The sequence below is a fragment of the Allocoleopsis franciscana PCC 7113 genome, from assembly GCF_000317515.1.
In the GTDB taxonomy this organism is placed as follows: Bacteria; Cyanobacteriota; Cyanobacteriia; order Cyanobacteriales; family Coleofasciculaceae; genus Allocoleopsis; species Allocoleopsis franciscana.
In genome coordinates, this window is the sequence record NC_019738.1 from 4,708,929 (window position 1) to 4,733,717 (window position 24,789).

Below are 24,789 nucleotides of genomic sequence, written 5' to 3' on the forward strand. Positions count from 1 at the left end.
ATGGTGAAACCTTACCAACCTATTTGCTGTTGAGGTTGACGGAATTAGCATCACTGAAACTACGCCTAGCCATCTGCTCCCAAAGTCTTGGGTTCAGTGCTTCCCCTGTGGCGCTATACCTGTACCAAAACTAGTTGTTTTCTAAATTCCTCCTGAAATCTACCTCCTTCTGGGCTGACTATAGGACAGTTTAACCTTGCACCTGAATGCAAGTACAGGCTGGTGTAACGCCAAAGGTGAGGGGATTGTTTTTATCCGTCCATTCAATCTACAGCTCTGGCATGACTTTCCTGGTATAGTCCAGAATATAATCGAAAAAAAGCGATCGCGCTCAATCCATTTTCTTGAGCTAAATCATTGAATTCCGTTCTCTACAGCATTGTTGATAAAATTGAGCAACCTTATCATTGGGATTGAGGCGTAAACATTCCAAAAGAAGTTTTTCGGCTTCTTTCCAGTTTTGGGAATGATTGTGAAACAACGCTTCTTTAAATAGTTCTAGAGTTGCTAACTTAGCTTCTTGGATTTCAGACAAATCTGCATCAAATACTTCATAGACTGTGACTAATTCAGACTTACCCTTAACTTTAACTTCGTCTATTTTGCGAATTTTATAATCAGATGGATTGCTCAAACGCAAAAAAGTTTGATGAGTAATTAATAACGGTATACCATATATTTTGGTCAGGCTTTCTACACGGGAAGCTAAGTTTACTGCATCACTAATGACTGTGCCATCCATCCGGTTATAGCCTCCCACAGTTCCCAACATTAAAGAACCTGTATGGATACCAATCCCAATTTGAATCGGCTCATAGCCCGATTTCATGCGGTTTTGATTATATTCAGTGAGGCGATGCAGCATGGCAATTCCCGCTTTTAGTGCATTATCCGCCGCACCACTAAACAGTGCCATAATTGCATCTCCAATGTATTTATCAATAAACCCTTGATTTTCTCGAATCGCGGGTTCCATACGAGACAAATAGCTATTAATAAATTTAAAATTATCTTGGGGAGTCATACTTTCCGATAAAGTAGTGAAGTCACGAATATCGGAAAATAGCACTGACATTTCTTGCTGAATTTGGTCGCCTAGTTGTACATCAATAATGCTTTTTTTGTCTAAAAATTGTAAAAATTGACGAGGGACAAAGCGCTCGTAAGCTGTATTGAGTGCTGCCATATTGCTGTAGAGACGGGCATTTTCAATAGAAATTGCGGCTTGAGCTGACAGTATACTTAACATCTCTATTCGCTTTGGGGTAAAAGCACCTGTGGTTAGATTATTTTCTAGATAAACAATTCCACTGAGCTTCCCCTGATTCATCAACGGCGTACAGAGAACTGATTTGGCTTGATGAGTTTTGATATAGGAATCATTAATAAATTGACCCTCACGGGTAGCATCATTTAATACAACACTTTCTTGTGTTCGGACAACATAATTAATCAGAGTGGATGAAAGGAGAGGCGTCTGATTATATTCTTCTACAGATTCAATAGGGATGGATTGCAAAACGGTAACTTTTTCAGAATCCACCTGTCCAGAAGCTTCGATTCGCAGTTTACCCTTGCTTTCCAAAATTAGAAACCCCTTTTGTGCCCCTGCATTTTCAATCAAAATCTTCATCAAGCTTTCTAGCAACTTATCCAATACAATTTCACCCGAAATTGCTTGTGTTGCCTTCATGATTGTGGCTAAATCCAACGCCTCACCCGAACTCTGGTTAGTCGATTTTGAGATAAATTTACCGTTTTTAATTCCGGATTTGGTTGCCGCCAGTAACTGAGGATACGTTTCCTCTAAATGCCTTACCTTGCGAGTAGCTCCCCATTTAAGATAGCAATAACGTGCCTCCTGCATATAGGCTTTGCTAATAACGTCTTTGCCTTTGGATATATAATACTGGGCGGCTAATTCATAAGCCAAAGCTTTTTCTTGGATATAGCCATTTTCTTCGGCACCTGCTATAGAGTAATCATACCATTCTATTGCTTTAGTCTCTTGGCCTATAACCCTACAGCGTTCTGCCTCCACAAGGTAAAATTTATGCAGAAAATTTGCTGGTGCATAGTGCGCCCATTTCTTCATTTTTTTCTGGTTAGCTCTCACTTTCCGTAAGATGCGCTTTTGTACAGACGTTTTGCTGGAAGGATAAATAGCCAACAGCGCTAAAGAATCGTAAAAATGGAAAAGAGGAACTGTTACCACTCCTAAGCCACCATCCAAATATCTTTCGGTTATGGCAGCATTTTTTACAGCTTCTTGATATTCAGTAAATAGATAGCAAAGAACGAGTTTGTTGAAATATAAGATAAAGATTGCTGTTCTATCATTCGCTTCTTGATGAAGAGACAGCATTTTTTCTTCATCATAGACTTCGCCGATTAAACGGCACTGATGTTCAGTCCGGCCTAATAAGGTAAGAACTGTCTGCCGCCATATTTTTAGTAAATAAAGTGTTGTTTCTTGCTTAAGCTTACCAATAACCTCACTATAGATTGCCATCTCTTGTTCAAGTTCACCTAGTTCCTTCCCAATAAAATAGGCATGGTAAACGTAAGCATTGATGGATAAAGCTGCAAACTCTAAATCTCCGGTTTCTATTCCACTTTCAAAGGAGTCAATCAAAGCTGGTAAGGTTTCTCCAAGATGCTCTTTCCAATGTCTAATCAGGTCATTAACGACTAGAAATGTTTTTGCCTTAAGCTTTTTGGCATTGAACTTATCAAGCAAACTGAGCGCCAGTTGACCCAATTGATAGCCAGAATCGATAGCTCCTATTATTCCACATAGAATTGTTCCATAACCCGCATACCCAGAGGCTGATTCAGAAGCATTGCCATATTTAATCGATAAATTGACCATCTTAAAGGCCAGCAACGGAATCAATTCAGGAACAGCTAAATAGGCAGCATAACTAATACTCCACATGAGGCGCATGGCGGCTAAAGCAATTGGATCAGTCATGTCAGGTAGGTCTATTAAATCCTTAATATTTTTTCTGAATAAAGTTAATTTAATTCTAATAAGACTAAATATAATATTCAAAATTTTAGGTTTTTCTGGAAACTGTAATCCTAAAAGTCTAAGAATTTTTATACCTGTATCTATAGCCTCCAATAATCGATTTTGTGATATAAGAGATTGGATTAAAATTTCGTAAATTTTAATTTTATCTAGCAGTGTTATAGCCTGCATCAACACCACTTCAGCTAATTTCTCCATCTGCTCAAAGTTTGTGCTGAGGTAGGCGGCTTCTGCGGCTTCTACATAAAGTTCGAGTGTCAAGTTATACTGCCTCTGCCAGCTAGACTGGTCTAGCGGAGATTGAGGAGGATTAAAAAGTTCAATACCAAAAATCAAGTATTTAAATGCAGGTTCATAGGCTATTGAAGCTTTGGCTTTTTTGCCAGCCATCAGGTTTAATTTGGCGAGTTCATCTCGTTCTGATTGGTCACTAATCAGTTCAATACCTAAATTCAGTTGATTAACGATATCAAAGATTTTCTCTTCTCGCTGATTTGCTGGAATATTTTGTAGAAGCAGTTGGCCCACTTGTCGGTGTGTACGAGCACGACAATGTCGTACCTCGACATCTTCAGAAATCAGAGAATATACAGCTTGCTGAATTCGATCATGGATAAACTTATATTCAACGGGGATTGGTGATTGGTAATCGGTAATTGGTAATTGGTCATTGGTCATTGAACTTTCCCAGTCTCCAATCACCTCATAGGCATCACTGAGAGGCAAGATTAGACCTTCTACAACGGCAGAGTGCAGGTTCACCGCTGTTTCTTGTGGCGACTTTTCTGAGACAACTGCCAAGGTTTTTAGCTCAAATCGACTACCTATACAAGCAGCCAACTTCAACACCTGTTGCGTGGATTCTGGTAACTTTTGAATCTTGGCTGCCATTAGTTCGACAACATTTTCGGTAATTCCCCGTGCTTTAATTTGTTCTAAATCCCATCGCCATTCTCCCCGTTCAAGGGTAGGCTGAGGGGGAATAAAATTAAGTAAATTTTCTGCATAAAGAGATTTTAAAAACTCATTTACAAAGAAGGGATTACCCTCAGTTTTTGCCAGCACTAGTTCCGCTAGCGGCAGAGTGCGCTTACCGCTACAGTTGAGGGTATCGGAAATTAGCTGATTTACTGTAATTAAGTCTAAAGGCTTAAGAAAAATTTTATTAACAATTGTTCCAGTATTTTTTATGTCTTTAAGAGTAAGCCTCAATGGATGAGCCGAGCTAACTTCATTATCCCGATAGGCCCCAATTAAAAAGAGTCCGGGTTCTGAAGAAGTCATCAGCAATTCCATGAGTTTTAAAGATGGTCTATCGGCCCACTGCAAATCGTCTAAAAATATCACTAGAGGATGTAATGGACTGACAAAAACTGCAATGAAATTCTGAAAAACTAAATTAAAGCGATTCTGAGATTCGGTAGCACCTAAAGTGGGGACGGGTGATTGAAAACCAACAATCAGCTCAACTTCAGGAATCACATCAATAATCACCTGTCCATTAGAACCGAGAGACTGTAATAACTTTTCTCGCCATTGCTGAAGCTGAACTTCACTTTCTGCTAACAGTTGTCGGACTAATTCAGTCAAGGCTTGAATTACCGCACTGTAAGGAACATTTCGCTGAAGCTGCTCAAATTTACCTCGAATAAAATAACCCCGCCTTTGAGTTATCGGTTGATAAAGCTCTTGGACTAAGACAGATTTACCAATCCCGGAATAACCCTCAACTAGCATCATTTCAATGTGAGATTTCCCCTTGGGATTTTGAGATATAACCTGCTCAGAGTTCTCTTCCTCTGTATCCACCCTCCCCGTCGCAACTCGCTCAAATGCTCGGAGTAAAATTTCGACTTCCCGCTCCCTACCATAAAGTTTTTGGGGAATCTGAAACCGAGAAGAAATATCAGCACTAGCCAGGATAAATGTTGATATCTTTCCCCTCTGTTGTAATTGATGCCAACACTCGGCTAAATCCCTGTGAATTCCCCAAGCACTTTGATAGCGTTCCTCTGCTGTCTTCGCCATCAATTTCATCACGATATCGGAAATTATTTTAGGGATATCTGGCTCAAGAACATGGGGAGGTACAGGCTGTTTCGCAATATGACAATGGACTAACTCTAGAGCCTCCTCTGTCTGGAAAGGAAGCTGATGAGTCAGCAGTTCATAAAAGGTGACTCCAAGGGAATAAAAATCCGTGCGGTAATCTAGGGAACGGTTCATCCTTCCGGTTTGCTCCGGAGAAATATAAGCCAAGGTTCCTTCTAACAGTTGAGGACTGGTGAGGCTGGGGTTTTCCCGTGCTAAAACCGTAGAAATGCCAAAATCAATCAGTTTAACTTGTCCGGTTTGAGGGTTAAAAACGAGATTCGAGGGATTAATATCTTTATGAATAATATTGTGATGATGAACTTGTCCTAAACTTTGAGTAATTTGCAGGGCAATGGGCAGAAATTCTGATAAAGAGAAAGATTTTTCACCAAGCCATCTCTTCAAGGATTCTCCGCCAAAATCCTCTAACAGTATGACAAGGGTATTTTGATAGTTCTGTAAGTTGTAGACTTTCACTACCCCCTCTAGGTCGAGTTTCCGCAGAATTTCATACTCTTGTCGGTAGTGAATCAGTTGGCTGGGGGTAGGATAGTCTTCTTTAAGCAGTTTCAAGATAATCGGTTGCTGATCAAATTGCCTTATTCCTCGATAAACTAAGGAATTAGCACTTTCATGAATTTGTGTAATAACTGTAAGACCAGGAAATTTAATCATCTTTCAGCTCTTGATTGTTCAATTGTGAAATCTTGCCAACCTCTTTTGAGAATGGGCAGAGACAGCAGGGGAAATAGATTTTCACCAAGAGGTGGCGGCGATGCCGCCATGATGCCTAACCTGATAATCGGGAGTATAGATAAAGAAACAGACTTATCTCATTTATAGTGATGGACTCGTCTTCATGGAGTCTCGGCAAAAGTTAAGTTTTGCTACCGATATATAATACTTATCACTGTTTTTGTTGCCCTTTATGCAACAAGGAGCAGCGTTAAATAGTGCAGGAAGTTATATTTTTTCTTAAATCCTGATGATACAAGACTTTCAGCCTATTAACGCCCCACAGAGCTGGGATTTACCAAGGAGATTGAGGGCTTAATCAGCCTATTAGCCTACGCTCTAGACTGTAACTGTAACAATTTGTAAGTTATATTCGTTTTGAATTTTTCCCTACTCCCACATCCCGTGGAATTAGAAATCCTCGTCTTCTTCGTAATATCTCTCCCGTTGCCCATTAGCAAGTTGCCATAATACAGGCGCAATTGCTCCAGCAATCGCCCCAATCCCCACACTAAAAGCCAGGATAATGCCTAGAGGCATTTCTATGGTTTGAAACACAAGGAACTTTAGGGATATCAGCCTGATATTTTGGATAGAAAGAATCGCGATCGCCGCAATCCAAGCCGCTAGGATAATGGAAGTCAGTAAATTAGCAATCGTTTTCATGATTAAAATCACAGATAAACGCAGATGCAATCATCCACGTTTATCTGGGTGTAGGTAGGTTAAGCTTCTACAGGTTCAAGTCGGTTAATCATCAACTCCATAATTTCAGCAATCTGAGCTTGTTTTTCGGGAGAATTCGTCTCCATATAAACACGCATCAAGGGTTCAGTTCCCGATGGGCGCAACAACACCCAACTGCCGTCTTCTAAATAGAGTTTGATGCCGTCTTTACGACCAATTTCCTTCACTTTGATTCCGGCAATGTCACCGGGGGGATTTTTAGTGAAGGAATCTAGAACGGCGACCTTATGGTCATCCTCTAAGTGTAAGTCGAGACGCTTGTTGTAGAGAGGGCCATCGGCTTCTGCGATCGCTTCTTCCACGAGCTGACTCAACGGTTTCCCTTCATAGGCGATCGCTTCAGCCACCAGCATATCAGCCAAAATCCCATCTTTTTCCGGGATATGCCCAATAATGCTCAATCCACCGGATTCCTCGCCCCCAATCAGGACTTCCGTTTCGCGCATTTTCTCACCGATGTACTTGAAGCCAACGGCTGTCTCATAAATTTGCAAGCCATACTTAGCCGCAAAATTATCCAGCAGGTGGGTGGTGGCAACCGTCCGGACAATGGCACCCGTCTTGCCTTTATTTTTAATCAAGTGACGCGCCAGCAACAGCAGCACCGTATTGGGCGTGAGAACATTTCCCTGTTCATCCACAATACCAAAGCGATCGCTATCCCCATCGGTCGCTAGACCCAAATCGGCTTTATCACTGGTAACCGCCTCAACCAGTTCCACCAACTGTTCGCCCTTGGGTTCCGGCATCCCCCCCCCAAACAACACATCACGAGTGGTATGGAAAGACTCCGTTTGACATCCACAATGCTCTAGAACCGTATCCAAATAACCGCGAGAGGTGGAGTAGAGGGCGTCGTACTTCACCTTAAGCTGAGCACTGCGAATCCGCTCGACATCCAGCAGGGTATAAATAAACTGTAAATAATCGGGTTTGGGGTCAAACGTCGAGATCTGTTGGCTGTTCTTACCCGTCGGCGGGGCATCATCAGCCCCTTCAATATTGGCAACAATCGTATCCGTAATTTCGGGCGTCGCAGGGCCGGCATAATCCGGAATGTACTTAATGCCGCAATAAGGTGCAGGGTTATGACTCGCAGTAAACATCAATGCCCCAGCCGAGTTCAGCAGACGGGCATTGTAGGCGATAACCGGCGTTGGGCAATCCCGATCCACAATTTTCACCGTCCAACCTAAGTCTGCCAGAACTTCAGCGGCAGTCTGAGCAAACTGGTCAGCCAGAAAGCGGGTATCATAAGCCACTAAAACCGGTCGGTCTTTGGAATAGGCTGTTTCTAGATAACTTGCGATCGCCCGGGTTACCTTACACACATTTGAGAAGGTAAAGTCATCCGCGATGATCCCGCGCCAGCCATCGGTGCCAAACTTGATTTTTTTGTCGCTACTTGCTGCACTCATTTCGGCTACTTTCTCTAAATTCAACTCAATCTTAATCGAAGGCGATCGAGTTATGAGGATACGGCTCAGTCTGTTATTAAATTGCCAAATCCAGAAAATTTCCCGCCTTCTCTTGGGAGCATCCCAAATGTACACGCTTTAAAAAAGGGTGAGGAGAGTTTATCTCTAGAATGCTCCCCCACTCCCCCACTCCCCCACTCCCCCACTCCCCCTCTCCCCAACTCCACCACCAAAATTGATCAGAATCATCAAAAAAAAGCCCATATACCGTGCCATTTACTCAATGCAAATGGTAAATTAGCTGCATCAGGAGTTTGATGCACCCCATGTCTGACGGTATGCTAGGCTGTATCACTTCTCTCCTGTAATCGTCCCTTACTACGTAAGCCTGCATAGCCCCAGCGACCCCGCCCGTTCGCTTAAGCTACTGGGAGTACCCTATTATCGGAGCCGTAAGCCATCGTGATCCAGACTGAAACCCCAACCCTACATGCGGTTCAAGCTGAAGTTTCTCGTCTGCGAGAAGAGTTGCAACTGAGAGACCAGCTTGTGCAGCAGCTGTCTCAAGAATTATTTCGTCTTGTCAAGGGCAACGCTAACTTCACTCCTCCGGCGGAGGTTTCAGAGCGTCACCAGGCGCAGATGCGTGTCTTACGCGAACAGCTACAAGATGTTGAGCAGCAGGTGACGTTCTACCAAGACCAGATTACCACCCGTGATGATGAAATTTATCAACTGCGGCAATCGGTACAGGAGTTAACCGAGCGATCCCGCATGTTAGAACAGGTGGTACAAGAACTGCCCAAGATTTACCGCCAGAAATTTGCCGAGCGCATGGTGCCGGTACGGGAGAAAGTAGCCATGTTGCAACGGGAAAATCGCCAGCTCCACGCGGAGTTACAAAGTGTGAGCTATCGCCTTGCCGTGAGAAGCCGTAACACTACACGGGTCGATTTACCATCGTTCTCGCGCCCAAGCGGTGGCCCGATTCCTACCTTTGGCAGTATTTAGGAGTCTAATGATTGTCGCCGCTCAGTGAGAGTTGAGGCCGAAGCGATCGCATGGAAGGGGGAGATCCGGGTGTATTTAGACCCACTCTGCCCCTTTTTTGTCAAGTTTGCGATCGCCGTAAGAAGTGAGCGCCGATGGCATGTACAGGCGTCCGGTAGGGCTTAACAGGTCAGCCAATGGTGAGATTGACAAAAATGCTTTTTTGTGAAAAATAAGACTTTAGATTCCAGCCGGATGGAGAACCAATCAAAAGCGATCGCGTTCTAAATCAAAAATCACCTTCTCCAAATACCAATTCTCCGGCATACCCGGATTTTTGCGCCTCGCCAGTTCAATCAGTCGTTCGGCGACACCCCAATACCCTCCTACTAGGGTGAGGAGTCGGTTTTGTAATTCGCGAGTCGATTTAGTATTTGACCAAACGGGTTTTTCTTGATAACTAAATATTACGTCCGGACCCGATGAAGCAGCTCGTCTGGAGCTAGTAGAGCGGACTCGTGCTTCTTCACGCTTAATCTTGTCCAAGATTTGTTGATAACTCGCCCAATCGTGTTGATCCAAATAAATATTGGCAGCGCTTTGATAATCATCAACGGCTCCCTGGTAATCGGTTAAATCGGATCTTACAGCCGCCCGATGGCAATATAATTCAGCATGATCGGGTTTAAGGCTGAGGGCTGTTGAATAATCCGCGATCGCTTGGCTAAAATCCTTGTACTTGCGATAGGCATGACCTCGGTTAATATACGCCTCAATATTGTGCGGATTGCTTTGGATTAACTGGCTAAAATCCTCAATCGCGCCCCGATAATCTCCCAATTCCAGGCGAACAAGTCCCCGCTGGTTAAGCACTTGAGCATCTTGGGGATTCAATTGCAGCGCTTGAGCCAGGTCTCGCATCGCTTCCTGATAATGACCCAGTTTAGAATAAACTATCCCTCGATAACACAGCGCTTGAGCATGACGAGGCTCAACCTGGAGCAACCAGTTTAAATCTTCGAGTGCGGCTCGGTACTGCCCTTGCTTGATTTTACTGAGCGCTGACTCCAAGAAATTGGCAATCTCCGTTACCATCACCGCACGTCTCTGAGTTGCCTGCATTTGGCTGATACTCTCTAAGCACCGACGGCAGTTGACAGTATCCTTTTGCTCCAGATAAAGTTGTGCTGCATTCTTCAAACTAGCGATCGCCGCTTGAGTATCTCCCAACTGACGGTAAGCTGTTCCCTGAAGGCTATAAGCAGGAGTATGGTTAGGCTTAAGGTTGAGGATATGCTTGACATCCGCCAGAGCTTTTTGAGGCTCACTTAGCGCCAACCAAGCCAGAGCTCGCCCAAAATAACTTTCAATACTCTCACAATTGAGTTGCAAAGCCAGGGTATAGTCCTCGATCGCACCTTGTCGATCACCTAAGTCAAAACGAACCACACCCCGTCTGTAATAAGCTTCAGTAAAGTGAGGATTAATCTGCAAAGCATGATCAAAGTCCTGAATCGCTCCTTCCAGGTTTCCTTGAAGTACCTTTTCTAAGCCTTGGTTATAAAATTCTTGCTCCATTGCTTCTAAATTCTGTAAGCAGCAAGCCCTACCTTAGGTAATCATCATAACTTACCCTCTCCTAAGCTGCGGCGCATCTAAATTGGATATAAAAATTTTTGAAAGGGGTGTGCGGTGTAGGGTGTGGGGTGTGAAGGTATACAAATTAAATGCGTAACAGCTTATTCAACTCCTGACCCGCTTTGGATCGCACAGTAGCGCCAATCCAGAATGCCGTCGAAAATGGATGTAACTGGAGCCGTTTCCCTGCTCTTATGAGTTATTGCCTCAATCCCAAATGTCAGAAACCCCAGAACCCCAGTAATGCTAAGTTTTGCTCAACCTGTGGGGCGAGATTGCTCTTAGGCGATCGCTACCGTGCTTTGCAACTCGTCAGTCAAGGGGGTATTGGTCGCACCTTTCTCGCCATCGATGAACATGATAGCTCTCAATCTCGCTGCATCATCAAGCAACTTTCCCCTCAAAACCAGGGTACCCACAACCCCACAAAAGCCATTGAATTGTTCCGTCAAGAAGTAACGCGACTGATGGAACTTAGGGGACATCCTCAGATTCCTCAACTTTTGGCTTATTTTGAATCACAAGAGCCAAGAAATACAGGAGGAATGTTCACTCCTCCCATTTCTACACCCACACTGGTACACACCTGGATCGAAGGGCAAAGCTTAGCTCAACAACTCGAAGCCGAGGGTGCATTCAGCGAAACTCAGATACGGCAAATTCTCACTGAATTACTGCCAGTATTACAGTTTGTTCACGACCGCAGCGTGATTCACCGAGATATTAATCCCGAAAATATTATCCGTCGTCCCAGCGATCGCCAACTCGTTCTCGTCGATTTTAGTGCCGCCAAATTCACCAGCAAAACCGCCCTACGCAAAACCGGAACCCTGATCGGTTCTGCTGCCTACACCGCACCTGAACAACTCATGGGCAAAGCGGAAACTAGTAGTGATTTATACAGTTTGGCGGTGACTTGCATTCATTTACTCACTCACATTCACCCCTTTGACCTGTTTAATAGCCTAGAAGGAATTTGGGTTTGGCAAGATTACTTAACCAATCCGGTGAGTGATTCACTTTGTCAGATTTTGAACAAAATGCTGGAAGGTGCTGTTAAGAATCGTTACCCATCTGCACAAGATATTCTGAACGACCTAACTCCTGATGCAAAGACAAAAATCTGGGTGAAATCAGCTCAAGTTACAAGTTGTTCATCTCCAACAGCACCCATTTCTCTAATTCCCACCTGGCATTGTGTACGCACACTCACGGGACATCACAGCTCAATTCATGGGTTAGCGTTTCGTGGGGATGGAACGATATTGGCTAGTAGCAGTGCAGACCGAACGGTCAAACTCTGGAACCCAGATCGCAGAATCCCACGCGCTACCTTGTCCGGGCATTCTAGCTTAATTGAAGCGATCGCCTGGACGCCAGATGGACGCATCCTCGTTAGTGGCAGTTGGGATTACGCGATTAAAATTTGGGATGTAGAAACCGCAGAACTAATTCATACGTTCTGTGCACACTCTGGTTGGATTAAGTCTCTAGCCATCAGTCCCGATGCCAAAATACTGGTTAGCGCGAGTGCAGACAGAACCATCAAACTCTGGAACTTGCAAACGAAAGAACTACAGAATACATTGTGTGGTCATTCCGGTGCTGTTCACTGCGTTGCTATCAGTTCAGATGGACAAACCCTAGCCAGTGGTGGTGCGGATCAGACGATTAAAATTTGGGATTTAGACAACCCAGAAGTACAGCAAACCCTGGAGGGACATGCCGATACTGTTAATACCCTCACCTTTAGCCCAAGCGGTCAATTCCTGATCAGTGGTAGTGCCGATCAGACGATTAAAATTTGGGATTTAAGGAATAAAATGCTGCCCTATACCCTCGATGGGCATTCAGGAGCTATTAATTCAATTGTCATCAATGCTCAAGGCGATCTGCTGATTAGTGGCAGTGCGGACAAGACGGTTAAAATCTGGCATCCCAGTAGCGGGAAACAACTCTATACTCTATGTGAGCATTCAGCCGGAGTGACGGCTGTTGCCATCCATTCTAATAGTGGTAAGATTGCCAGCGGTTCGCAGGACAAAACGATCAAGATTTGGCAGTTTGAGTTGTTGTGAGACACGAGAAATGACTCTACTGGTCAACCGAAGAATTGTTCGCTTCATGAGTTTCAAACTGGCGTTGAACTCTTTCTAGGCGTTGCGTAATCCGATCAATTCTTTGCTTAACCTTTGCAGGGTCAATATTTGACCAAATCTCCGGACGACAAAACTTGTTCTTTTCCTTGTCCTTGCCTTGGTAATACACGTAATACCTCAAATGTCAAGATTAATTAATTAAATTTTCCTAAACTTTTATTGTTCTCACGTCATTCAGAAGATAGAACTAGCGGTCACTCCCCCAGGGGAAAAGCCAAATTCAACGCGACTGAACCGAATTGGGTTTAAACTTGCCACAGGGGAATGTTAGAACATTTCCCAGGGTAAAGCATTCAAAATCCAAGATTTTATAACAGAGGGCAATTGTGAGCAAGAAAGACTATATTCAAGTAGCAGCCGATTTTTCTTTGGTATGAGCTACTGCCTGAATCCTGATTGCCAGAAGCCTCATAATCCCAGTGATGCTAAATTTTGCCTAAAGTGTGGGACAAAGTTACTATTAGGCGATCGTTACCGTTCCATCGAACTGATGGGTCAAGGCCGCTTTGGCAGAACGTTATTGGCTGTGGATGAATGCAAACCATCCAAACCAAACTGCATCGTTAAGCAGTTTTTCTCCCAAGCACAGGGGACTGAGAATGCCGAAGAAGCGGCGCAGTTATTTGAACAAAAAGCTGTACGGTTGGAAGAATTAGGTACCCATCCTCAGATTCCAGAATTACTCGCCCATTTCGCCCAAAATCAGTATCACTATTTAGTCCAAGACTTTATCGATGGGCAAAATTTAGCCCAAGACCTGGAATCTCATGGAGCCTTCAATGAATTCCAGATTCGACAATTGTTAAAGGACATACTGCCCGTTTTACAGTTTGTCCATGAAAGAAACGTGATTCACCGAGATATCAAACCCAAAAATATTATTCGGCGCATCACCTCAAGCATCCAGACCCCTGCCAACAGTATCTCATCTGAACTAACAGAGGCAGAGGGGACAATCGCGAATCCACTGGTTCTTGTCGATTTTGGAGCCGCTAAATTTGCCACAGACAATCTGTTGCCCCCCACAGGAACCGTGATTGGCACCTCTGGATTTGTCGCTCCAGAACAAGCCCTCGGCAAAGGCACATTTGCCAGTGATATTTACAGTCTAGGTGTAACCTGCATCCATCTGCTGACTCAAAAAAGCCCCTTTGAGTTGTATTCCGTCAGTGAAGGCGGTTGGGTTTGGCGAGAGCATGTGAGCAATCCGGTCACTCAGGGGTTAGGGCGAATCCTCGATAAGATGTTGGAAAATGCTACAAAGCGACGTTATCAGAATGCAGGGGATGTTCTCGATGAGGTCAATCTTTTAGAGAGTGCATCCGCCGCCGCCACAATTTCTATAACACCGCCAAAATCAAGCCCCCAACTACAGCCATCTGTCCCAGTTCAACCTGAGCCATTAGTTGCAACGGAACCTGAGTTACAAGTTCCATCCCAAACTGAGCCATTAGTTGCAACGGAACCTGAGTTACAAGTTCCATCCCAAACTGAGCCATTAGTGGCAACGGAACCTGAGCCAAAGCATCTAGCTATAGCCGAGCCAGCCGCCGCACCTCTATCGCAGAATTGGAAGTGTGTTCAAACTCTCACTGGACATTCCGATGGAGGTTTAGATTGGTACGCAGGGGTTACATGCCTTGCCTTCAATCCTGCTGAAAAATGGATTGTCAGTGGCAGTGAAGACCACACTATTAAGGTCTGGGAACTCAGTACTGGCAAAGAACTTCGCACCCTCGCTGGACATGCCGGGTTTTTTGTGAGGTCAATCGCCATCAGACCCGATGAAGAACTCTTAGCGAGTGCTGGTGATGACATTATCAAGCTATGGGACTTGGAAACGGGGGAAGAAATTCGTACCCTGTCGGGGCATTCATCCGTGATTCAGCGCCTTGTTTTCAGTCCGGATGGACAGGTGCTCATTAGTGCCGGGAATGACAAAACGATTAAGATATGGAACCCAGACACTGGGGAAGTCATGCGAACGCTAGGTGGAAACCACCTCATTGAAGCACTGAGTATCAGCCCAGATGGACAAATTATCGCCAGTGGGGATGGAGACCTTAAAGCCAAGCTGTATACGGTCAAGCTGTGGAACTTCAATACGGGGGAAGAAATCCGCACATTTTCCGGGCATTCTAACACCATTCGTGCTGTTGCTTTCAGCCCCGACGGGCAACTTCTCGCCTCCGGCAGTTGTGATAAAACTATCAAAATCTGGCAGGTGGAAACAGGAGCATTGCTTCACACACTCACGGGTCATTCGGGTTGGTTTGCAGCGGTGAATTCGGTTGCCTTTAGTCCTGATGGCAAAATTCTCGCCAGTGGTAGTGATGACAAAACCATTAAACTCTGGAATACCGAAACAGGAAAAACCATACTGACTCTTTCCAGGCATTCTAAGGGTGTAAATTCAGTTGTCTTCAGTGCCGATGGGCAAACCCTAGCGAGTGGCAGTGGGGACAAAACCGTTAAGATTTGGCGGTGTGATTGATGCCCAGTAGCCTAGAGCCAAGAAAATATGGTTTCGCTCTTCACAGCAGCAGCGCTCAGTTAGGTTTGGCATTGAGCAATTTTGCCGATGAAAGTCGCTGCCAAACCTGGAATTTAGGGCGGGATCTATCGACTCATTTACATCAATATCTCGCTGAGTTTCTCAATCCACAAACTTGGGAAGAATTAGCGTTTATGGCGGTAGCTAAAGGGCCAGGAAGTTTTACTAGCACTCGGATTGGTATGGTTACGGCTCGGACTTTGGCGCAGCAATTGGATATTCCTCTCTGGTCAATTTCGACATTGGCAGCGGTCGCTTGGCACCAATATCGGGAGTTAGGAATTCAGGAAAATTCACCAACCCTCTCAAATCGAACCATCGCTCTACAAATGCCGGCTCAACGGGGTCAACTATTCGCCGCGATTTACCAGCCATCTTCATTCAATTCAGGACTAACCCCGCTGTTTCCAGATGCAGTGCTAACTCCAGGAGATTGGCAAAAAACTTTAGAGAATTGGCCAACGTCCTATCAGCTCATTGATATTCCTGCCGATAGGGGTTTGGGTACATCGGTTTCCAGTTTGTTAGAACTGGCTTATTTGGATTGGCAACAGGACAAGCGCCCTCACTGGTCAGAAGCATTGCCATTTTATGGTCAGCATCCGGTAGAAAATTAATGCCTTTGAGAAATCCTTGTGCATAAGTGCCATGTCCTCTAGAGATATAAGCAGGTAGTGATGAATCCTTCAAAGTTCAGGTCAAAGCCCCTCGTTTTTACCTAGAGGGGCTTTTTTCCTTGAGATCCTGTTGCCAGGATGGGACTCAAGCAGACAACGACCAGAAGTCCGTTACGGCGATTTACTCTACGTTCGTGGGTGCTTCTTCTGCTGGGCCAAGCTCGTCAGCATCACAGCCAATACAGTACCACCCAACTTCAGAATCTTCAGTTAGTTTGATTTGAACCAAATCGGCTCCACATCGGTGACATTTCGGTACGTCCATCATTTGCTCCCTGATAATTTGGCCTATCTTTAACCTTACTTTTTCCTGGAATCACCTCTTCTATTTATTTTTTGGGTCATTACATCCTACTAATGGGTGAACCGATTGAGTGAATTCCTAATCATCCTCTTGGATGAACTCAATTGGTGAGGTAAGGGTGGGGACATTCACAATAATCTGGAACTAGTCAAACACATCCATGCTCTACTGAGTGAACAACAGCAGACGACCTGCTGCCTTCACGGCAAAGTCCTCAATGGCTATAAGGGCGGGTTTTACACGATTGAGGCAGCCGCCTCCGCCTGGGCGGTTGAAGTCAAACCCGCCTCTACCTCCAATAGACTTGAGAAATCAGCGCTTTTGCACTCTTGACTTGCGTTTTCTACTCAGCCAAAAGCAAGGACACCAGTTCTGTCACCAGGGTGCTTTGCCAGTAGTCACTGACAGAGAATTTAATTTCTCTTAAACTAAAAAAACAAAGAGTAATCTGCTCTTAAGAAATTTACAAGTTTTTCCTCTCTAGACCGAATCCATCAACGCCTTACCAGAGAATAGATTGGTCTTAAGTCGTTGCTGAAGTGGATTTTAGGATAACTTAAAATAAGGATAGCAAAAGAAATTTTTCTTTACATATAATCCTGCTCACCGATTGACAGGGGGACAACAGTGACCAATCGAGTTCCAGACCAAGAACCATCTCAGTTAAATGGCTCTGCGACAGTCGCTGAGTCTGCCCTGGAAGAACGGGATTTAGTGCCCTTACCCATCGCCGAACCGGAAATTAAAAAAGCACCTCGAACCTGGTTATCCGGTGGGCGGGGCGTGATCATCGGTATAGGAATTGGAGTTGTGCTGGCAGTGGGAGGTACACGCTTATTGAGTTCTCAACCCACGAAAGCTCCTGCCAAGTCCCCTGAAGCGACCCCCTCTGCTGCACCCGTCTCGGCTCAAAGTGTTACCGTTGCCACGGTGGAAGCCTCCCAGGTGAATCGTACCTTAGAAGCCACCGGTAGCGTCGCTGCCTTGGAGATGATTCCCGTGTCGTCCCAAGCGACGGGATTACAGATTAAGCAAATCCTAGTAGACCGGAACGATGTGGTGAAGGTGGGACAGGTGATGGCACGGTTGGATGATGCCATTCTCCAGGCACAATTGACGCAAGCCAAAGCCTCCGTAGCCCAAGCTGAAGCCCGTTTAGCAGAACTGCGGACGGGGACACGAAAAGAAGAAATTGCTCAGGCACAAGCCCGCTTAGACCAAGCCCAAGCCCGTCTAAATCAGGCAAAAGCCAGTATCCCCAGACAGATCGAGCAAACTCAAGCCCAAGTGGAATCAGCGCAAGCGCGGTTAACACTAGCGGAAAATCGTTACAAGAGCTATCAATCGTTGGTAGACCAAGGGGCTGTTACCCGCGATCGCTTTAATGAGACACTCAGTGAGTATCGCAGTGCTCAGGCCAATTTATCGGAAGCCCAACAACGCCTACAGCAAGCCCGAAATACGAATAACCCAGAAATTGACCAGTTAGCCGCTTCTGTGAGAGAAGCTGAACAGCAGCTTCAGCAACTACGTGCAGGTTCCCGTCAAGAGGTGATTACTCAAGCCGAAGCCCAACTGGCTCAAGCCAAGGGACAACAGCAAGCAATCGCGGCACAACTGGGAAATACTAAGATCGTGGCTCCTGCTAGTGGTAAGGTGGCTGAACGCAATGCCCGTGTGGGTGATGTTACCTCATCCTCTCAACCTCTGTTCAAGATTATCGACAAAGGGCGCTTGGAACTGTTATTGAAAGTTCCGGAAACTCAACTGCCGCAAATTCGCCCTGGACAAAGTGTCAAGATCACCTCAGACAAGGACAGCAAGCTGAGCTTTGAAGGGAAAGTGCGAGAAATTGACCCCCTTGTTGATGAACAGTCTCGTCAGGCAACCGTCAAAGTGGATTTACCGGAGGCGGACTCTTTAAAACCTGGGATGTTTTTACGGGCAGCGATTGTTACCTCCTCTGCATCCGGTCTAACGGCACCCGCCAAAGCCATACTACCCCAAGCCGATGGCAGCGCGATCGTGTATCGCTTACAAGGGGATGGCACCGTTAAGGCACAGCGGGTGCAGGTGGGAGAACCAATGCCCGGTGAGCGAGTGGAAATTAAAAGCGGTTTATCCCCAAGCGATCGCATCGTGGTTAAAGGTGCCCCTTATCTCAAAGAGGGCGACAAAGTTGAGGTCGTCAAGGAGTGAGGAGTTCCCTGCTCCGATAGCTCTGATCGCTCCTCTGCACTTCAACCCTTGAACAAATGTCTCTTAACCTCTCGTCTTGGTCAATTAAAAGCCCAGTTCCCACCATTGTTTTATTCCTAATTTTGGGAGTAGTGGGTCTAATGTCGTTTTTCCAATTGGGGATTAACGATAACCCCAATATTGATATCCCAGCCGTGTCGGTGACGGTAACCCAGTCAGGGGCAGGCCCAGAAGAACTGGAATCTCAGGTAACCAAGAAGATTGAAGACGCGGTGGCGGGAATCGGGAATATTGACGAACTGAAATCCGTTGTCACAGAGGGAAAGTCGGAAACCACGATTAGTTTTGTCCTGGGAACGGATAGCGATCGCGCCACCAACGATGTCCGCAACGCCGTTGCCCAGATTCGGCAAAACTTACCTCCAGATATTAACGAACCCATTGTCAAGCGATTGGAGTTTGCCGGGGGTTCGATCATGACCTATGTGGTGTCATCCGAACAGCGCTCTGTGGAACAGTTGAGCGACTTGGTTGACCGCACCATCAGCCGTGCCCTGTTAAGTGTACCAGGGGTTGCTCAAATTGACCGACTCGGAGGAGTAGACCGGGAAATCAGGGTTGACCTTGACCCCAGCCGTCTACAAGCCTACGGGATTACAGCAACACAAGTTAACGACCAAATTCGTAATTTTAATATCAACTTACCTGGGGGACGGGCGGAAGTTGGGGGCAGTGAGCAAAACGTCCGCACACTGGGAAGTGCGAAGACGGTTGAGGACTTACAAGGTTATCGCATTGTCCTCCCTGGCGGTGCGACGGTTCCTTTATCAAGTTTGGGTAAAGTTGAAGACCGTTTTGCCGATCCCCGGAAAGCAGCTCATTTTGATGGGAAGTCGGTCGTCGCGTTTGCGGTGCGGCGCAGTACGGGAAGTACCTTGGTGACGGTGGAAGAGGGTGTGCGAGAGGCCGCGAAAACGCTTCAAAAAACGCTGCCTCAAGATGTCCAATTAAGTTTGGTGTTCACCCGTGCTGATGCCATTCGTGACTCTTACCAAGCCACCATCGACTCGATCATTATCGGTTCTATCCTCACCGTGATCGTCGTGGGAGTATTTATCCGCAACTGGCGGGTAACGTTGATTACGGCAATGGCGCTGCCTTTATCGATTATCCCCACCTTTATGGTGATGAAGATGCTGGGCTATACCCTTGACAGCATGACGCTCTTAGCCTTAGCCCTGGCGATTGGTAACTTGGTAGATGATGCCATCTGCATGATTGAAAATATCGATCAGCACTTGGATATGGGGAAGAAACCCTTTAATGCGGCGTTGGATGCCGCTAGCGAAATTGGTTTAGCCGTGGTAGCAACAACGGCAACCATTGTCGCCGTGTTTTTGCCGGTGGCATTTATGGGAGGCATTCCCGGTCAGTTTTTCCAACCGTTTGGGGTTACGGTTGCGGTTTCCACCATGTTTTCCACGCTGGTGGCTTGCACCATGACACCGATGATGAGTGCTTACTTGCTCAAACCCAAGAAGAGCAAGGCATCATTGAACGGCAACGGAAAAAATGGTCAATTCCAACACAATGGCAAAGCGCCTAATGCTAAATCCTTACGTCAGCAAAAGTCTAATGAAGCGTTCAGAGAGGAGCTCAACCAAACACTTCACCCGTCGCCAAGGCGGCGTATCCAACCGTATCGAGGGTTGCTGACGTGGGCGCTGAGACATCGTATTACTACCCTGCTGATTGCCGTTGCTTTCTTTATTGGCAGTTTGCAGTTAATTCCGTTTATTCCCAAAGGGTTGTTTGATAACGGGGATATAGGATTAAGTACGATTTCGATTGAGTTGCCGCCTGGGTCTACCCTAAGTGAAACCGAGGACGTGATGCGGCAATTAAATCAGTTGTTGCAGGATAAGCCAGAAGTCAAAAATGTTTTAGCGACGGCAGGAAACGTAAATTCAGCAACGGTTTTCGTGAACTTGGTGCCCAAAGACAAGCGGCAACTTTCCCAAAAGGAATTTGAGCAACAGATGCGGCAGGAATTTGCGGCGATTCCAGGTACGCGCATTAGTTTTGCCAGTTCCGGTGCAGGGGGAAGTAATAAGGATTTATCCATTGTTCTTAAGAGTGAAAATCCAGAATCATTGAAGAAAACGGCTGATGCCCTAGAACGGCAGATGCGTCAAATTCCGGGTTTGGTGGAAGTTACGTCGAGTTTGAGTCTGGTGAAACCGGAACTGGTGATTGAGCCAAAGCCTGATCGGGCAAGCGATTTGGGGGTTTCAGTTAATGCGATCGCCCGCACGGCATTTCTGGCATTGATTGGAGACAATGAGGCGAATCTAGCTAAGTTTAATTTACCCGATCGCCAAATTCCCATTCGCGTTCAGCTTGACCCGAAAGCCCGAAACGACCTCGATACTGTCAAAAATCTTCGGGTTCCCACTCAAGATGGTAAGCTAGTTCCCCTCAGTGCAGTGGCAGATATTCGTTTTGGCAGTGGGCCGGCACAGATTGACCGCTTTGACCGCACGCGTCAGGTGTTGGTGGAAGGGAACTTGCAAGGCGTTTCATTGGGTGACGCGATGGAAAAGGTGAGGGCATTGCCCGCGCTAAATCCCCTGCCTCCGGATGTTTCTGAAGAACCCTTTGGGGATGCCAAGATTATGCGGGATATTTTCAGCCGTTTTGCGGGAGCATTAGGGTTGGCAGTCCTGTCAATTTATGCCATTCTTGTCTTGCTTTACAACAATTTTCTCTATCCTTTTGGGATTTTGGTGGCGTTACCCTTGTCCATCGGTGGGGCTTTGCTGGGCTTGTTGATTATGCAGAAGGAGTTGGGGTTATTTGCCCTAATTGGGATTGTCCTGCTGATGGGATTGGTGACGAAAAACGCAATTCTGTTGGTGGACTTTGCGTTGGCGGCGATGAAGGAAGGGAAACCGCAGTTTAAAGCTGTGACTGAGGCGGGTGTTACTCGTTTACGCCCCATTCTCATGACTTCTTTTTCCACCATTGCTGGCATGATCCCGATTGCTATGGAATTGGGGGCAGGTTCAGAGGTTCGCAGTCCGATGGCAATTTCCGTGATTGGGGGTTTTACAACGTCCACCTTGCTAACGCTGGTGGTGGTGCCAGTCCTGTTTACGTATGTGGATAACCTCGTGCGTGGGATTATGCGGCTATTGGGTGGTGAGGATAAGCCTCAGGTAGCCATGGCGGGGGCAAGTGGAGGGGATACGGATGCAAATGTGACTCGTCAGGATTAGTGGATCACAACCAAATCCTTACCCCCTAAACCTGAATCAACCACCGAGTGAGGAACTGATACAGGTTCTAACTTCAACCACCCATTGAATCGCCTGGAAATAAGACTCACCCCCTAATTCCCCCACATTGTGATGTCCTGCCTCTGGTACCAACAGCAGTTTTTTCGGTTCAGAGGCGGCTTCAAATAGGCGTTGGCTCATCTGTGCCGGAATCAGTGTATCGTCAGTTCCGTGAATAAACAGAACTGGCATGGAGAGAGATCGAACCTTTTTCAAAGAATCAAACTTTTGGTGCAATAGCCAATCTACCGGAAATATCCCAAACTGACGATAGAGATGATCGACCATTGACCGCATGGTTGTGAATGAACCTTCTACAGCTAATCCACCCATTTCTGGGTGTTTTAGAGCCAATTCGATTGCCAGTGCCCCCCCTAAAGAATGACCGTATACAAAAATTTGTGCGGGTGGAATCTGTCGAGTTTGAGTTAAGTATTTCCAGGCGGCTTCTACATCTGCATAAACACTCGACTCTGTGGGAAATTTCCCTTGGCTATGACCATATCCCCGATAATCGATCAGTAGGCAGGAAAATCCTAGCTGATGAAACCAAAATGCTCGCTTCACTTCATCGCCAATGGTGGAACCATTGCCATGGAGAAACAGCCATACGGGTGCGTCTGGGGTAGTGGCAGGAACCCACCAGCCGTGAATGGGGCTGATCTGACCTGAAGCCGTTGAAACCGATAACCAGACCTCCTGATACTCCAAGTTAAAGGCGGCGGGTGTCGTGCGGATAACAGTTGGAGGTTTAAAAATGAAGTACTGTTGCCGGAGTAAGAGGTAGAGGCAAGCGCTTAAATAGGCGATCGCTAACACTCCAACCCCAATGTAGAGGAGCCTTACCACGAGTGATAGGGAAAAATCAATCAAATTCATAACTCAAAATATTTGTCAAGCCTTATGCTTCACACTGGATACGGCAAACAGAAGGGCGCAGTTGTAGGAAAGCGAGTGTTGTGCTTGAAGCACTCTAGAGGTGGGGTAACGTCATATCATACTTCAGCCTTTTGTTGATTCACACCCTACATACTGACATCTAGAAATTTCTTCCGCTTGTGAGTAGAGAAAGCAACATGATAGTTTGATAGGCTCATACAACTGATATATAAGGAAGGAAAAGCAGGAGATAGATGTTATGCCTACATCAGGAAAGTTAGAACTCACCATTAAAATCAACGAAATGCCAACCGATATTCGTACTGTCGAGAACGGATGGAAGGAATTTGATCTCGACTGCGACGGTCAACTCGTTAGGGTGAAAATCAAACCGAAGGTCTTTAAAAAACTTGAGCAGGCACAAGAAAACTATCCCATGTGGGTGGCGGCAATTGCAGGCCGGATGGGTGAACCACTGCAAGGGGGATTTGTGTTGGATCAGCCCAATATCCAAGTTTTTGAGCGCAAGCCTAAAGAACCCAAACCCGAAACAGCCTCAGTTTAAGTACACATAACCCTCGTGGGGTACGGAATCATACGGTGTTGATGAACAAGGTTAGCTTAACGCCGGAAGCCCCACGCCGTCAGCAAGGCGGCCCTGGGATGGTTATTGCGGGTTGGCTCCATACTTACGCCAACCCCTAAAGACTTAGGGAATACCGACAATTTCCCTAAATATAATAGGATAAGTTCATGCTGACATTAACTTACCGCTATCGTATTTACCCAAACGCCGAACAACAAGTCCAGATGCTCGAATGGCTGGAAACTTGTCGGCGCGTCTATAACTATGCGGTAAGGGAACGCAAAGATTGGATAAAGTCCAGGAAATGCGATGTTAATGTCTGCTCTGTCCAGTCCGAGTACATCATCGCCGCAGATGCGCCATATCCTGACTACTACAAACAGAAAAAGGCGTTAACTGAGGCGAAGAAGTCCAGTCCACAGATGAAAGCCGTATACTCTCAAACACTTCAAGATGTCATTGGCACACTTGACTCTGCTTTTGCATTCATGAAACACAGAGGATACGGTTTTCCGCGTTTTAAGAAGTTTGGGCAGTTCAAATCATTCTTGTTCCCTCAAATGAGCAACGACGCCATTCAAGGGAACCAGATTAAACTGCCCAAGATTGGACTAGTCACTATCAATCTGCATCGACCGATACCAGATGGCTTCAAACTGAAAACAACTCGAATCGTCCGTAAGGCATCTGGCTGGTATGCCATGTTAACATTGCAGCTTGACGTGCAGATTCCTGATGTTGTGCCCCACGGGCAAGCAATTGGGATAGATGTAGGACTGGAGTACTTCCTATCTACTTCGGATGGCGAACAAGTTTCACGTCCCCGCTTTTTCAACAGACTGCACAGGAAGCTGGAATTGCTCCAACGCAGGCTAAAGAATCAGAAGAAAGGGTCGAAGAATCGTCGCAAACTCAATCAGAAGATAGGTAGAGTTCACGAACAAATTGCCAATTGTAGACGTGACTTTCACCTAAAACTAGCTCATAAGTTGTGTGACCGAGCTGGCATGATATTTGTGGAAGATTTGGACTTCCGCATCATGGCTAAAGGTATGCTGGGAAAACACGGCTTGGATGCTGCCCTAGGGCAATTTGTGAATCAAGTTTTACCTTGGGTCTGTTGGAAACGGGATGTTTATTACGGCAAAGTTGATGCCAATGGTACATCTCAAGAATGCCCTGATTGTGGAGCATCTGTTAAAAAAGACCTGAGTGTAAGGATTCATCATTGTCCTGAGTGTGGCTCAACTAAATCTAGAGATATTGCCAGTTCTCAAGTGATAGTTAAACGTGGTCTTACTGCCGTTGGACAAACGGTAGAGGAAATTGCCTGTGGAGGGGACGGGACGGGGGCAACAATGCCTATTTACCACCCGTTGAAGCAGGAACTTCTTGGAGCGATTCAAGGAAGCCCGCGCTGGAATGCCTAGCCGTCAG

Annotated in this window: 15 protein-coding genes; 8 read left to right on the plus strand and 7 right to left on the minus strand. The window is 46.0% G+C overall.

Going from position 1 to position 24,789, the window contains the following annotated elements:
• Positions 1 to 349 precede the first annotated feature (349 nt).
• The 3 genes from MIC7113_RS19455 to MIC7113_RS19465 form a co-directional block, all read right to left on the minus strand.
• The gene (locus MIC7113_RS19455) at positions 350 to 5,803 is read right to left on the minus strand and encodes an AAA family ATPase (protein ID WP_015183882.1); all 5,454 of its coding nucleotides are present in this window, start codon (positions 5,801 to 5,803) and stop codon (positions 350 to 352) included.
• A 471-nt stretch (positions 5,804 to 6,274) separates the two neighbouring features.
• Entirely contained in the window at positions 6,275 to 6,529 is a 255-nt protein-coding gene (locus MIC7113_RS19460) for a lipopolysaccharide assembly protein LapA domain-containing protein (protein WP_015183883.1), read from the minus strand.
• A gap of 59 nt (positions 6,530 to 6,588) precedes the next feature.
• Positions 6,589 to 8,028: a phosphoglucomutase/phosphomannomutase family protein gene (locus MIC7113_RS19465; RefSeq protein WP_015183884.1), complete on the minus strand. Its 1,440-nt coding sequence runs from the start codon at positions 8,026 to 8,028 to the stop codon at positions 6,589 to 6,591.
• 462 nt (positions 8,029 to 8,490) lie between these two features.
• On the opposite strand from MIC7113_RS19465, the gene MIC7113_RS19470 reads away from it, so the two are divergent.
• Positions 8,491 to 9,039, plus strand: a complete 549-nt coding sequence (locus tag MIC7113_RS19470; protein WP_015183885.1) for an Npun_F5560 family protein — start codon at positions 8,491 to 8,493, stop codon at positions 9,037 to 9,039.
• A 246-nt stretch (positions 9,040 to 9,285) separates the two neighbouring features.
• Here the strand turns inward: MIC7113_RS19470 and MIC7113_RS19475 are convergent, their stop codons facing one another.
• On the minus strand, positions 9,286 to 10,596 hold the full coding sequence (locus MIC7113_RS19475; protein ID WP_015183886.1) for a tetratricopeptide repeat protein: 1,311 nt from the start codon (positions 10,594 to 10,596) through the stop codon (positions 9,286 to 9,288).
• Positions 10,597 to 10,850: 254 nt separating this feature from the next.
• Here MIC7113_RS19475 and MIC7113_RS19480 point away from each other — a divergent pair, with 254 nt between their 5' ends.
• The gene (locus tag MIC7113_RS19480; protein WP_015183887.1) at positions 10,851 to 12,734 is read left to right on the plus strand and encodes a WD40 repeat domain-containing serine/threonine-protein kinase; all 1,884 of its coding nucleotides are present in this window, start codon (positions 10,851 to 10,853) and stop codon (positions 12,732 to 12,734) included.
• A 16-nt stretch (positions 12,735 to 12,750) separates the two neighbouring features.
• Here MIC7113_RS19480 and MIC7113_RS36650 read toward each other — a convergent pair whose 3' ends face one another.
• Positions 12,751 to 12,924 (minus strand): hypothetical protein, encoded by a 174-nt coding sequence (locus MIC7113_RS36650; RefSeq protein ID WP_015183888.1) that lies wholly within the window; start codon positions 12,922 to 12,924, stop codon positions 12,751 to 12,753.
• Between the two features lie 264 nt (positions 12,925 to 13,188).
• On the opposite strand from MIC7113_RS36650, the gene MIC7113_RS19485 reads away from it, so the two are divergent.
• A complete protein-coding gene (locus MIC7113_RS19485; protein ID WP_015183889.1) occupies positions 13,189 to 15,309 on the plus strand; it encodes a protein kinase domain-containing protein in 2,121 nt (706 codons plus the stop codon).
• Positions 15,309 to 15,986: a tRNA (adenosine(37)-N6)-threonylcarbamoyltransferase complex dimerization subunit type 1 TsaB gene (tsaB, locus tag MIC7113_RS19490; RefSeq protein ID WP_015183890.1), complete on the plus strand. Its 678-nt coding sequence runs from the start codon at positions 15,309 to 15,311 to the stop codon at positions 15,984 to 15,986. The genes MIC7113_RS19485 and tsaB overlap by 1 nt, the downstream gene beginning before the upstream one ends.
• Positions 15,987 to 16,167: 181 nt before the next feature.
• On the opposite strand, the gene MIC7113_RS36655 is transcribed toward tsaB, so the two are convergent.
• Positions 16,168 to 16,314: a hypothetical protein gene (locus MIC7113_RS36655; RefSeq protein WP_155898052.1), complete on the minus strand. Its 147-nt coding sequence runs from the start codon at positions 16,312 to 16,314 to the stop codon at positions 16,168 to 16,170.
• Positions 16,315 to 16,977: 663 nt separating this feature from the next.
• On the opposite strand from MIC7113_RS36655, the gene MIC7113_RS19495 reads away from it, so the two are divergent.
• Complete coding sequence (locus tag MIC7113_RS19495) at positions 16,978 to 18,549, plus strand: efflux RND transporter periplasmic adaptor subunit (protein WP_015183892.1); 1,572 nt, start codon at positions 16,978 to 16,980, stop codon at positions 18,547 to 18,549.
• 56 nt (positions 18,550 to 18,605) lie between these two features.
• A complete protein-coding gene (locus MIC7113_RS33600) occupies positions 18,606 to 21,827 on the plus strand; it encodes an efflux RND transporter permease subunit (protein ID WP_015183893.1) in 3,222 nt (1,073 codons plus the stop codon).
• A 36-nt stretch (positions 21,828 to 21,863) separates the two neighbouring features.
• Here the strand turns inward: MIC7113_RS33600 and MIC7113_RS19505 are convergent, their stop codons facing one another.
• Positions 21,864 to 22,766, minus strand: a complete 903-nt coding sequence (locus tag MIC7113_RS19505) for an alpha/beta hydrolase (RefSeq protein WP_015183894.1) — start codon at positions 22,764 to 22,766, stop codon at positions 21,864 to 21,866.
• 259 nt (positions 22,767 to 23,025) lie between these two features.
• Between MIC7113_RS19505 and MIC7113_RS19510 the strand changes: the two genes are divergently transcribed.
• Together MIC7113_RS19510 and MIC7113_RS19515 are read left to right on the plus strand one after the other, a co-directional pair.
• On the plus strand, positions 23,026 to 23,331 hold the full coding sequence (locus MIC7113_RS19510) for a hypothetical protein (protein WP_015183895.1): 306 nt from the start codon (positions 23,026 to 23,028) through the stop codon (positions 23,329 to 23,331).
• Positions 23,332 to 23,519: 188 nt separating this feature from the next.
• Positions 23,520 to 24,782 (plus strand): RNA-guided endonuclease InsQ/TnpB family protein, encoded by a 1,263-nt coding sequence (locus tag MIC7113_RS19515; RefSeq protein ID WP_015183896.1) that lies wholly within the window; start codon positions 23,520 to 23,522, stop codon positions 24,780 to 24,782.
• Positions 24,783 to 24,789: the final 7 nt, after the last annotated feature.